Consider the following 13,204-nt stretch of genomic DNA (forward strand, 5'->3'; position numbering starts at 1 on the left):
GTAGTTTTGCATATCTAAAACTCATATAAAAATGATGAAATTTCAAATTTTAATTTTGTTTACTTCGATTGTAGCACCTGCTTTTAATTCGTGTGCCAGTGATGAAGGTACTACCGATGTAATACAAACACCAGATCCTTCGCAAGTACAATATACAATGCCTAATGAATCAGATCTACATGAAGGTACTTGGTTGCAATGGCCTCATCAATACCAACATGGTATTTCATACAGAAATGATTTAGATGAGACGTGGGTAGCAATGACTAATGCGTTACAGTCTACAGAAAAGGTACATATTATTGCTTATGATGTAATTGAGCAAGCTAGAATTATTGATTTATTGAAAGGAGCTGGGGTTTCTTTAGCAAATGTTGACTTTAAAATACATCGTACAGATGATGTTTGGATTAGGGATAACGGACCAATCTATGTGCGAGATGCACAAGGAAAATTGGTAATAGAAGATTGGGGATTTAATGGATGGGGAGGTAAATATGAATCTGCTAATTGCGATGTTATACCTAGTGTTATTGGGGCTGATACGGGAGTAACGGTGTTGAATTTGAACAATATCATGGTAAATGAAGGAGGTTCAGTAGAATTAGATGGTCATGGTGTATTAATGGCTACTAAAAGTTCGATAATTAGCCAAAAGCCAAAAAAATCAGTAAGGAATAAAGGGATGGCTCAGGCTCAAGCAGAGTTAAATTTTACAAAATACCTTGGAGCTACTAAATTTATTTGGTTAGAAGGAGGTTTTAGTGAAGAGGATGTTACAGATATGCATATTGATGGAATAGTAAAATTTGCTTCGGGTAATAAAATGATTACTATGAGTGATTCAGATTTATCAAACTGGGGACTTTCAGATTCAGATATTACTATTTTAAATGCAGCTTCAAACATAAAAAATGAGGTATATACAAAAGTTATTTTACCGCTTACGAAACGTGATGTAACAACGAAAACAGGGATAGCTTTGGGGTATAAAGGGAGTTATATTAATTTTTATGTAGCAAATGGAAAAGTTTTAGTGCCTAATTATAATGATCCAAATGATATCGTTGCAAATAAAATTATTGAAGGGTTATACCCAGGAAGAAAAGTTATAGGGATAGATGTAAGGAATTTGTATGCAAATGGAGGAATGGTGCATTGTGTTACGCAACAACAGCCTCAGTAGGAAGGAATATAAGTATAGTATAAAAAAAATAGCGTATTGAATTCAATACGCTATTTTTTTATTCAGAATCAAGATCTCTTCATTGTCTCACGAAAGGAGCAAGTAGTTGGCTTGAAACTTCTCCAAAACCGATACGAACTTCATTGCTTTCGCAATATCCTCTCATAATTACAGTATCATTATCTTCTATAAATTTACGTTCGCTGCCATCGTTTAGCTTTAAAGGGTTTTTTCCGCCCCAAGTTAATTCTAGCATAGATCCATAACTGTCAGGAGTAGGTCCAGATATTGTTCCAGAACCCATCATGTCACCAGAGTTAACACGGCAACCATTAGAGGTATGATGTGCTAATTGTTGGCTCATTGACCAGTACATATGTTTAAAATTCGATCTAGATATTACAGTTTCTTCTTTGTCTAATGGTTTAAGAGAAACTTCTAAATTGATATCAAAAGCTTTTTTTCCTTTGGTTTGTAAATAAGGAAGCGGAGCAGGGTCTTGTTTAGGTCCTTTGGTTCTAAATGGCTCTAAAGCATCCATGGTAACAATCCATGGAGAGATAGAAGAAGCAAAGTTTTTTGCTAAGAACGGGCCTAGAGGCACATATTCCCATTTTTGAATATCACGAGCACTCCAGTCATTTAATAAAACCATTCCAAAAATGTAATCTTCGGCTTCATAAGCAGGAATAGGTTCTCCCATTATGTTAGCATCGGTTGTAATAAATGCAGTTTCCAATTCAAAATCAATAGATCTTGATGGACCAAAAACAGGAGAGTTTTCACCATGAGGAAGCGTTTGCCCCATTGGTCTGTGTACAGGAATTCCAGAAGGAATAATTGTAGAACTTCTTCCGTGGTATCCTACTGGAATGTGTAACCAGTTTGGTAATAATGCATTTTCTGGATCACGAAACATTTTACCTACATTAGTAGCATGCTCTCTACTTGAGTAAAAATCGGTATAATCACCAATTAAAACAGGCAATTGCATTTCGACATCATCAATTTTAAAAATGACAATATCTCTATCTTTTGTAGAATCTCTTAATTGTGGATTATTAATGTCAAATATATCGGCAATACGGTTTCTAACCAATCGCCAAGTCTTTTTTCCATCAGAAATGAAGTCGTTTAGCGTGTCTTGCATAAACATATCATCAGTTAAATCAATTCCTGAGAAATAACTTAATTGTTGCAAAGCACCTAAATCTATGGCATAGTCGCCAATTCTTGTTCCAACCGTTACTATATTTTCTTTGGTAAGAAAAACACCGAAGGGAATGTTTTGAATAGGGAAATCGCTATTCTCTGGTACATCTAACCATGATTTTCGTTTAGTATCGTTGGCTGTTATCGGCATGTGAATGTTAATTATTTGTTGAAAAATTCTATGTCAAATATATCATAATCTAACAGTTTGACAAACGTTTTTTTGTATTTTTGCATCAAATTAACGAAAAACTAAAAAATGCAACGCGACGAACAAATTTTTGATCTTATTCTTGAAGAACAAGACAGACAAATTCACGGATTAGAACTAATCGCTTCAGAAAATTTTGTAAGTGATGAGGTAATGGAAGCAGCTGGTTCTGTTTTAACTAATAAATATGCAGAAGGTTATCCAGGTAAAAGATACTACGGAGGTTGTGAAGTAGTTGATGTAATTGAGCAAATTGCTATCGATAGAGCCAAAGAATTATTTGGTGCTACGTATGCAAACGTACAACCACATTCAGGATCACAAGCAAATACAGCAGTTTATCATGCATGTTTAAAGCCTGGAGATAAAATCTTAGGATTTGATTTATCTCACGGTGGTCACTTAACACACGGGTCTCCAGTAAACTTTTCGGGACGTTTATATACACCTGTTTTTTATGGTGTTGATAAAGAGACAGGGCGTTTAGATTATGATAAAATTCAAGAAATTGCTACAAAAGAGCAACCAAAATTAATCATTGCAGGAGCTTCGGCTTATTCTCGTGATATGGATTTTGAGCGTTTTAGAGTAATTGCAGATAGCGTAGGAGCAATTTTATTTGCTGATATCTCGCATCCTGCTGGACTTATCGCTAAAGGATTAATGAATGACCCAATTCCTCATTGTCATATCGTTTCTACAACAACGCATAAAACATTGCGTGGACCACGTGGAGGATTGATCTTGATGGGTAAAGATTTTGAAAATCCACTAGGATTAACAAATCCAAAAGGAGAAATCAGAATGATGTCTGCATTATTAGACTTAGCTGTGTTCCCTGGTAATCAAGGAGGACCTTTAATGCACATCATTGCTGCAAAAGCGGTTGCTTTTGGAGAAGCATTACAAGATGAGTTCTTTACTTATGCAATGCAATTAAGAAGTAATGCAAGTGCAATGGCAGAAGCTTTTGTGAAAAGAGGATACGATATTATTTCTGGAGGAACAGACAATCATATGATGTTAATCGATCTTAGAAATAAAGGAATTTCAGGTAAAGATGCTGAAAATGCATTAGTAAAAGCTGAAATTACTGTAAATAAAAATATGGTTCCATTTGATGATAAATCACCATTTGTAACTTCAGGTATCCGTGTAGGAACAGCTGCAATCACCACTCGTGGTTTAGTAGAAGACGATATGGAAACTATTGTTGCTTTAATCGATAGAGTATTAACAAACCACACAAGTGAAGAAGTTATCGAAGAAGTTGCTAATGAAGTAAATGAAATGATGAGCGAAAGAGCTATCTTCGTTTACTAAATAAAATAAAATTTGAAACTTAATTGTTTCGAGTTTCAGATTTCAAGTTTAAAGTTTTGTGACGCGTAAAAACGTAAAGCAAAACTTTAAACTTTTTTTAGTTCTAGAGAACATCCCGAGGCTGAAAGCTCGATTGACAAAGGAAACTTTAAACAAAGAAAAGCTGAAACAAAATAAAACATAAAGATTATGGGCGTATTAAGATTACAGTTACCAACTGACCCAAGATGGGTAAATATTGTAGAGAAAAATATTGAGGAGATATTAACAGATCATGCTTGGTGCGAACAAAAAGCAGCAACAAATGCTATTACGATAATAACCAACAATTCAGAGCATCAGGATTTAGTTAAAGATTTATTGGCTTTGGCTAAAGAAGAAATTGACCATTTTGAACAAGTGCACAATATCATTATCAAAAGAGGATTGAAATTAGGACGTGAGCGCAAAGACGATTATGTAAATGAATTGTATTTATATATGAAGAGAAGCAGTGATGGAAGTCGTGTTTCGAGCTTAGTCGAGCGATTATTGTTCTCTGCAATGATTGAAGCCAGAAGTTGCGAAAGATTTAAAGTACTTTCGGAAAATATCAATGACGAAGAATTGGCAGTTTTTTACAGAGATTTGATGGAAAGTGAAGCAGGACATTATACTACTTTTATCACTTATGCTAGAAAATATGGAGTAGGAATCGATGTAGAGAAACGTTGGAGAGAATGGCTTGCCTACGAAGAGTCTATAATTTCTAATTACGGAAAAGGAGAGACAATTCACGGATAAGATTAGTTTTCAGTCTTCAGTTTTTAGTAGCAGTATTTAATGTCATCCTGAGCGGAGTCGAAGGATAATTCTAATTAGTATAAAGTCTAAAATAAAAACTAAGGAGTCTAAAATTCTAAGCCAGTTTAAGAAGTCTAAGCAGTTTCAGTTTTTAGTAACAGTATTTAATGTCATCCTAAGCGGAGTCGAAGGATAATTCCAATTATCATAAAATCTAAAGAATCTAAAATCCTAAGCTAGTCTAAGAAGTCTAGCAATCTAAAAAGTCTAAACAAATGATTACACTTAAAATAGCATCGGCAATTGATGTACCTGCAATAAGAGAAATTGCATTTAAAACTTGGCCAAATACTTATGGCGAAATTCTATCTAAAGAACAGCTTGATTATATGCTTGGCAAATTTTATGAGCCATCACTTTTAGAAGAGAATATTCGTAATGGACATATTTTTACAATGGCTTATGAGGATGATTTTTGTCTTGGTTATGCGGGGTATCAACATAATTACCAAGATAAGAAGGCTACACGCTTAAACAAACTGTATTTACTTCCTGAAGCACAAGGAAAAGGTATGGGGAAAATATTAATTGATGCTGTTGAGGCCGCAGCTAAAGAAAAAGGTTCAGATATCGTTACTTTGAATGTAAACAGATTTAATAAAGCAGCTTCTTTTTATAAGAAAATGGGCTTCGAAATTGTAGCCGAAGCTGATATTGAGCTCGATCATGGGTACTTAATGGAAGACTTTATTATGGAAAAGAAAGTAAAATAATAACCTACTTTATTTAATTCTTAAATAAGTTAGAATTTTGTTTTAGTAATGCCAAAATTGGGAATGTAGCAGTGTTTTAAAAAACTTTTTTGTAATATTACTATATAAATCATTTATTGAATGAGAAAAATAAAATACAAAAAAGGCCGTAAACTACAACCTTATTCATTAGAATATACAGGTCGGCATAAAGATACTCAGTCAGAAATGCAGCTTTTCGTTTACGATGATTTAGATATCACCGAATATGAAAATTTTAATATATTAGCTTTAAATACCTGTATTGATTATACTAAAAATAATTGGCTAAATATTCATGGTTTAAACAATATCGATTTGATTAAATCTATTGGTGAATATTTTGAAGTAGATGGGTTTATGCTTGCTGATATACTTAATACCTCCAAAAGAACAAAACTACAAGAACAGCAAGAAATTCTTTTCTTTAATATAAAATCACTTTTACCTTCAGAGGACTCGGATAATATTAGTGTCGAGCAGATTAGTTTTATAATCAAGGATGGTATTTTAATTTCTTTTCAAGAAAAACGAAGTGATTTCTTTACTCATATTCGTGAGCGTATTAGGCAACACGCAGGAATTGTAAGGACTAAAAAAGTCGATTACTTACTTTATTTATTGTTAGATGCAGTTATGGAAAATTTCTATATCACGCTTGAGGATGAAGAAAATAAGGTCGAAGAACTAATTAATATTACTAAGGGCGATACAAATCCTATTATTCTTGAGAAAATAGAAAAACATAGGGATAATTTTAATTTCTTAAAACGTTCCATTATTCCACTTCGCGACTCTTTGTATGATATTAAAAGTATAAAAGACGACAATACATTTAATGGAATAGAAAAAGAAAACTTTAGTTTTTTGCACGTTTGCATCAAAAAAGTCTTGAGCTTTTAGAACAAATAGAGTCAGATATGAGTTCATTAGAAAGTGCTTCTAATTTTTATTTTTCGGCACAAAGCCATAAGATGAATGAAATTATGAAAACACTTACTATTATTTCGGCAATATTTATTCCGCTTACTTTTATCGTTGGAGTGTATGGGATGAATTTTGAAAACATACCAGAATTGAAATATCAGTATGGATACTATTCTGTTATGATTGGTATGTTTTTGTTGGTGATTGCGTTAATTATTTATTTTAAAAAAAGAAGATGGTTTTAGGATTAATAGTTGATACGATATTCACTGGTACTTCAGAATATGTATTGAAGTCAAGAGGAAATAGTAGTGGATATAGTTGTCTTTTATATGACAAAAATCAGTTGTAACAAGGAGGAATTCTTTTAATTTTGCTTTCAAATTAAAGTGATTAATGACTAGGAGACCATTTTGTTTAAGGTTAATTTTTAGGTTCAATGGTTTAAGTTTTTTTTAATAGATCAACATAGAATTTAAATTACTTTTATAATGTTTTAAAGAATGAATTTATGAGTAAAGCGGTATATATAGCGACAAGTGAGCAGAATAGTGGAAAATCTATTATCACGTTGGGATTGATGAGTATGTTAATGGGGAAAACTGCCAAAGTAGGGTATTTTAGACCCATTATAGAGGATTTTGTCGATGGAGATCGAGACAATCATATAGATACAGTACTAACGCATTTTAATCTTGATATAGCCTTTGAAGATGCCTTTGCAATAACCAAAAGCAAATTAATTAAGAAAAAAAATAAAGGTAAGATAGGTGAAGTTCTTGATTTGATTATCGAAAAATACAAACGTCTTGAAGAACGTTTTGATTTTGTATTGGTTGAAGGAACTAGCTTTACTGGAGAAGGTACTGCGATTGAATTGGATACAAATGTATTAATTGCAAAGAATTTAGGGATTCCTACTATTATTTTAGGATCAGGAGTTGGTAAAACATTAGATGAGTTAATAGATAATCTTTCACTTGTTTATAATTCATTTAAAATAAAAGATGTTGAGGTATTGGCGGTTATTGCTAATAAAGTACAAATTGAGAACATAGAATTGGTGACTTCTGGATTGCAAAAAAGCTTACCTGAAGGAGTCTTGGTAAATGCAATTCCTATCATTTCGAGTTTGAATCATCCAACGATGCAAGAAATTGTTAATCATCTTGGGGCTAAAGTTTTATTTGGAGAAGCTTATTTAAACAATCAAACCGGGCATTTTAGTGTTGGGGCAATGCAATTACATAATTATTTGGTGCATTTAGGAGCAAACTCGTTAGTAATTACTCCTGGAGATCGTGCCGATATTATTTTGGGTGCATTGCAAGCAAATGAATCAGCCAATTATCCTGCAATTTCAGGAATTGTGCTTACAGGAAATATTTTGCCAGAAGAAAGTATTTTAAAATTAATAGAAGGACTGTCTGCAATCGTTCCAATTATTGCTGTAGAAGAAGGAACATATCATATTACGAATAAAATAGGGGCAATTAAATCGCAAATTTATGCCAATAATAGTCATAAGATAGAAACCTCAATTACTACTTTCGAAAAATATGTTGATTTAGATAGTTTGTCTGAAAAATTAATCACTTTTCAAGCAGAAGGGATGACGCCAAAAATGTTTCAATACAATATGGTTAAACGAGCTAAACAGCATCGTAAACACATTGTCTTGCCAGAAGGGAATGATGATCGGATCATTATGGCAGCTTCAAGATTATTAGATATGGATGTTGTTGATATTTCTATTATTGGAGATAAAAAACAAATCGAAAATAAAGTGACTGAACTGGGTATTACTTTTGATTTTTCTAAAGTCAATATTATTAATCCAGTAGAATCTGACCTTTATGAGGATTATGCAAATACATATTATGAGCTTAGAAAGGCTAAAAATGTTAGTATTACAATGGCAAGAGATTTAATGGAAGATGTCTCTTATTTTGGTACAATGATGGTGTATAAAGGTGATGCTGATGGTATGGTTTCTGGGGCAGCTCACACAACACAACATACGATATTGCCAGCGCTTCAGTTCATTAAAACCAAACCTAATTCATCGGTAGTTTCATCTGTGTTTTTTATGTGTTTAGAAGATCGAGTTTCGGTATTTGGAGATTGCGCTATTAATCCAAACCCTACTGCCGAACAATTGGCAGAAATTGCTATTTCTTCTGCGGAATCTAGTCTTGCTTTTGGGATAGAACCAAAAATAGCAATGCTTTCTTACTCTTCTGGTTCATCAGGAAAAGGAGATGAAGTTGAAAAAGTAAGAACTGCAACAGAAATTGTTAAACGAAAACGACCTGATTTAAAAATAGAAGGACCAATTCAGTACGATGCTGCAGTAGATAGAAGTGTTGGAAAAAGTAAAATGCCAGATTCAGAAGTTGCAGGACAAGCAAGTGTACTTATTTTCCCGGATTTAAATACCGGAAATAACACTTACAAAGCTGTACAAAGAGAAACAGGAGCATTAGCAATAGGGCCAATGTTACAAGGGTTAAAAAAACCAGTAAATGATTTAAGCCGAGGTTGTACCGTAGATGATATTATAAATACAGTTGTAATTACAGCCATTCAAGCACAAGGATTATAAAAATATACACATGAAAATATTAATATTAAATTCAGGAAGTTCTTCTATAAAATATCAATTAATGCGAATGCCAGACAACGAAGTAATTTGTTCTGGAATGATAGACAGAATAGGATTAGAGAGTTCGAATGTAACTTATAAAACGAAAGACGTTTCTTTTGAAGAAACAGCATCGATATTAACACATAAAATTGGATTAGAAAGAGTTGCTAACTTACTCTTAAATGATGAAATAGGAGTAATAAAAGCTACTTCAGAGATTGATGCTGTTGGACATCGCATCGTTCATGGGGGTAGTCTTTTTTCGGATACAACAATTATTACCGCTGAGGTTAAAAACAAAGTAAAAGAGCTTTCAGAATTAGCTCCGTTACACAATCCAGCACATTATGTTGGGATAAATGTAGCCGAAGAAATTTTTACAACTGCAAAACAAGTAGCTGTTTTTGATACTGCTTTTCATCAAACAATTCCTGTAGAAGCATATAAATACGCGATACCCAATTATCTTTTAACAGAAAATAAAATACGTGTTTATGGTTTTCATGGAACTAGCCACAAATATGTTTCTGAACAAGCAATGGAATGCTTAGAGCATAAATCTAAAATTATCACGATACATCTCGGAAACGGATGTAGTATGACAGCAATAAAAGATGGAAAAAGTATTGATCATACCATGGGGTTTTCTCCATCAAACGGTTTGATTATGGGTACACGAGCAGGAGATATAGATCAATCGGTTATCTTTTATATGATGAAAAATCTAAATTATACTCCAGATGAGGTCAATTCGATTTTGTTGAAACAAAGTGGTATGCTTGGGCTTACGGGTTATAGTGATTTACGTGATATTGAATCAGAAGCAGAAAATGGAAATAAAGAATGTCAATTGGCTTTGGTTATGAATGCCTATAGAATTAAAAAATATATAGGTTCTTATGCGGCGGCTTTAAATGGTTTAGATGCTATTGTTTTTACCGCAGGAATAGGAGAGAACTCGTCGCATATAAGAAAATTAGTATGTACGGATATGGAATATTTTGGAATAGAGCTTGATGATGAAAAAAATCAAATTCGTTCTAAATCAAATCGTGAAATTAATACTGAAGCATCTAAGACTAAAATTTTGGTAATCCCTACAGATGAAGAGTTTGAAATTGCAAATCAGGTCTATCACTTACTTAAAAATTAAATAAGGTTAATTGTTTTTATAAAAGGAAAGCTTCTCTATGAGAGGCTTTTTTTATATGAAAAATTGAATAAATGTGATTATATTTGAACACAAATACCAATATTTTGAAATCAAATCTTCTTAAGTTATTTTTCCTTCTTTTCATAACTTTTCAAATTCAAGCTCAAGAGTTACTTCCCTTTGTAGAAAATTATAATAAATCTAGTTACGAAGGAGACAACCAGACATGGAGTGTTGCACAAGGAAATGATAATGCAATGTATTTTGCAAATAATCATTACTTGGTACGATATAATGGAGTTGTTTGGGAAAAATATACATTACCAAATAAAACAATCATTCGATCAATTATGGTTGATGGTGATAAAGTTTATTCAGGATCTTATAAAGAATTTGGATATTGGTATCGACAAGATGGAAAAATGAAGTACGTTTCTGTGTCTAAAAACAGAGGTGTATTTGATGAGAATGAGAATGAAGAAGTATGGAAAATTTTTAAACTTAATGATTTAATTTATTTCCAATCATTCAATCAAATCTTTATTTATGACGGAAAATCAATCCAGAAAACGAAATTGCCATTTTTGATTTCCTACTGTTTTATTGTAGATAATCAATTGCTTGTTGCTTCTGTTGAGCATGGTGTTTTTGTTCTTAACGGAAACAAGTTAAATCCAGTAAAAGGTTGGGGAGCAATAAAAAATAATGTCATTCATGCTATTGAAAAACATCGAAACAAAACATACATCTTTACCCATAAAAAAGGAATTTTTGTGGATGATAGAGGGATTTTAACAGCTTGGAATAATCCATTAAATGAGGTCTTAAAAAATGCAAATATTAATGTTGCCCGTTTTTTAAAAAATAATAAACTTATAATTGGTACAGCTGGAGAAGGGATTTATATGTTTGATTTTAACGATAATTCTTTTAAAAACATCAATAGAAAAAATGTGTTGATGAACAATTCCATTTTAAGTATCGGACTAGATAAAGAAGATGATTTATGGTTAGGATTAGATAATGGAATAGCTCATATTGAAGTTACCTCACCAGTTTCTATTTTTTATGATAATTCGGGAGTTTTAGGATCTGTATATTCCGTAGTTAATATCGATAAAGAGTATTTAATGGCATCTAATCATGGTGTTTTTAAGTATGCAGATAAGAAACTTTCTTTGATTCCTAATAGTCAAGGGCAAGCGTGGAATATAAGCAAAGTAGATAATAGGTATTTTATAGGCCATAATGAAGGAACATTTTTGTATGAAAACGGGAAGTTCTCTAAGTTAAATACAATAAACGGAGGATGGAATTTCACCAAAAGTAGTATTGGTAATTCTTATTTTCAAGCAACTTATAGTGGTGTTGTTGTTTATAAGGATAGTAACAATCTGGAAGAAAAAGTAGTTCTAAAAGGATTAATGAAACCTATAAAATATGTAGCTCAGAACAAAAAAAATGAAGTATGGGCTGCTGATAATTATAGGGGATTATATAGAATCTTGTATAATAACAATTATGAAACAGAGAAAGTAGAAAATGTTACACAGCACAGTAAAATTGGAAATGATTTTGGTGTAAAAATATTTGAGTTCAGAAATGAAATTCTGTTTTTAATAAATAAAACGTGGTACACTTATAACTCGATCACCAATCAATTAGAAAACAATGAGCTTTTTAATTCTAATTTTAAGAATATTTCAGATGTAGCCGCTATAGATGAAAATCATTTTATATTGTTACAAGACGGGCTTTTGTACCATATTTATGCAAATGGAAATAAATTTATTTGGAATAGTATTCAGGAAAAATACTATAAAGGTAAAATCATTAATGAGAATCTGAATATATTTAAGGATAAGAACAATTACTTATTGAATTTAGACGATGGTTTTATATCCTTTAAGCTAAAAGAGATAAATAAACTAAAATTAGATTTAAAGGTCGAGGTATTCAATGATGAAAACTTAATTGAAAATAATTCAAGAATAAATTATAATTCAGAATTACGAATAAATGTTATCTCTGGTTTATTCGGGGCAACTAAGCCAAACTTATTTTATAAAATTAATGATGAAAATAATTTTAGATCTATAAAAGATGGTTTGATAGTTTTAAATAACTTAAATAGTGGATCACATAATATCGAGATATATAATCATGATGGTTTAAGTTACAGTAAAATTTCAAGTTTTAATTTTTTTGTCGCTAAACCGTGGTATTTTTCTTTTTGGATGCTTTTATTGTACCTGTCTTTTATAGCAGGTGTCTTATATGTTTACTATAGATGGAATAAAATGCGGTATTTGCAAAAATTAGAATTAAGAGAAGAGGAACTAAGACATCAGAAAGAAATTCTAGAAATGGAATTGAAAGCTGAGCATGATTTGAACAGTCAAGAGTACCAAAAACATATTCTTGAACTTGAATTGCAAACCAAATCATCAGAGGTTGCAGGTAAATCACTTTCTATTGCTAAACAAGGAGAAATGATTGAGAAGATCCAAAGCATTCTTGACTCAGAAACAGATTTTAATAAACTTAAAAGTGAAATTAAAAAAGCTATAAAAATAAATGCTGTTAATAAGCATGAGTGGGAAATTTTTGAAAACAATCTAAATCAAATTCATAATGAGTTTGTGACAAACCTCTCTCAAAAATATCCAAATTTAACTTCGAAGGATATTAAGCTTTGTATTTATTTAAAAATGAATCTTTCTTCAAAAGAGATAGCTCCTTTACTGAATATTTCATTTAGAGGAGTAGAGCTACATCGTTATCGATTAAGAAAGAAATTGAACTTAGTTCAGGATGAAAACCTTTCTAATTTTTTATTGAATCTATAAAAACATCTTAGTTTTTTAGAGATAATGCATTATTTAACTTTAATTTATGTCAAATTACAATACATCATTACTACATCATCATGATGTAGAGTGGTGTATTTTTGTTTTGTTTAAATACTTGT

General features: G+C 31.8%; 8 protein-coding genes and 1 pseudogene. 8 read left to right on the top strand and 1 reads right to left on the bottom strand.

From position 1 onward, the window contains the following. Nucleotides 1–31: 31 nt before the first annotated feature. Entirely contained in the window at nt 32–1,186 is a 1,155-nt protein-coding gene (locus EAG11_RS04100) for an agmatine/peptidylarginine deiminase (RefSeq protein WP_242499261.1), read from the top strand. A 79-nt stretch (nt 1,187–1,265) separates the two neighbouring features. On the opposite strand, the gene fahA is transcribed toward EAG11_RS04100, so the two are convergent. Further along, nucleotides 1,266–2,549 (bottom strand): fumarylacetoacetase, encoded by a 1,284-nt coding sequence (fahA, locus tag EAG11_RS04105; RefSeq protein ID WP_129538028.1) that lies wholly within the window; start codon nt 2,547–2,549, stop codon nt 1,266–1,268. Between the two features lie 108 nt (nt 2,550–2,657). Between fahA and glyA the strand changes: the two genes are divergently transcribed. The 7 genes and pseudogenes from glyA to EAG11_RS04140 all read left to right on the top strand — a co-directional run bounded on the left by glyA (nt 2,658) and on the right by EAG11_RS04140 (nt 13,082). After that, the gene (glyA, locus tag EAG11_RS04110) at nt 2,658–3,932 is read left to right on the top strand and encodes a serine hydroxymethyltransferase (protein WP_129538029.1); all 1,275 of its coding nucleotides are present in this window, start codon (nt 2,658–2,660) and stop codon (nt 3,930–3,932) included. A gap of 189 nt (nt 3,933–4,121) precedes the next feature. Further along, complete coding sequence (locus tag EAG11_RS04115) at nt 4,122–4,715, top strand: tRNA-(ms[2]io[6]A)-hydroxylase (protein WP_129538030.1); 594 nt, start codon at nt 4,122–4,124, stop codon at nt 4,713–4,715. 275 nt (nt 4,716–4,990) lie between these two features. Next, nucleotides 4,991–5,488, top strand: a complete 498-nt coding sequence (locus EAG11_RS04120) for a GNAT family N-acetyltransferase (protein WP_129538031.1) — start codon at nt 4,991–4,993, stop codon at nt 5,486–5,488. 120 nt (nt 5,489–5,608) lie between these two features. Then, nucleotides 5,609–6,678: pseudogene (gene corA, locus EAG11_RS04125) on the top strand (magnesium/cobalt transporter CorA). Nucleotides 6,679–6,944: 266 nt separating this feature from the next. Then, nucleotides 6,945–9,038: a phosphate acetyltransferase gene (gene pta / locus EAG11_RS04130; protein WP_129538032.1), complete on the top strand. Its 2,094-nt coding sequence runs from the start codon at nt 6,945–6,947 to the stop codon at nt 9,036–9,038. A gap of 10 nt (nt 9,039–9,048) precedes the next feature. Then, nucleotides 9,049–10,233 carry an acetate/propionate family kinase gene (locus tag EAG11_RS04135; protein ID WP_129538033.1) on the top strand — a complete coding sequence of 395 codons (1,185 nt, stop codon included), beginning with the start codon at nt 9,049–9,051 and terminating at the stop codon, nt 10,231–10,233. A gap of 104 nt (nt 10,234–10,337) precedes the next feature. After that, nucleotides 10,338–13,082 (top strand): histidine kinase, encoded by a 2,745-nt coding sequence (locus EAG11_RS04140; protein WP_129538034.1) that lies wholly within the window; start codon nt 10,338–10,340, stop codon nt 13,080–13,082. Nucleotides 13,083–13,204 lie beyond the last annotated feature (122 nt).

Source organism: Flavobacterium sp. 140616W15 (assembly GCF_003668995.1).
GTDB lineage: Bacteria > Bacteroidota > Bacteroidia > Flavobacteriales > Flavobacteriaceae > Flavobacterium.

Excerpts from the sequence above, each read along its gene's own strand:
- EAG11_RS04100 (WP_242499261.1), top strand. The coding sequence starts at position 32 with ATGATGAAATTTCAAATTTTAATTTTGTTTACTTCGATTGTAGCACCT.
- fahA (WP_129538028.1), bottom strand. The coding sequence starts at position 2,549 with ATGCCGATAACAGCCAACGATACTAAACGAAAATCATGGTTAGATGTA.
- glyA (WP_129538029.1), top strand. The coding sequence starts at position 2,658 with ATGCAACGCGACGAACAAATTTTTGATCTTATTCTTGAAGAACAAGAC.
- EAG11_RS04115 (WP_129538030.1), top strand. The coding sequence starts at position 4,122 with ATGGGCGTATTAAGATTACAGTTACCAACTGACCCAAGATGGGTAAAT.
- EAG11_RS04120 (WP_129538031.1), top strand. The coding sequence starts at position 4,991 with ATGATTACACTTAAAATAGCATCGGCAATTGATGTACCTGCAATAAGA.
- pta (WP_129538032.1), top strand. The coding sequence starts at position 6,945 with ATGAGTAAAGCGGTATATATAGCGACAAGTGAGCAGAATAGTGGAAAA.
- EAG11_RS04135 (WP_129538033.1), top strand. The coding sequence starts at position 9,049 with ATGAAAATATTAATATTAAATTCAGGAAGTTCTTCTATAAAATATCAA.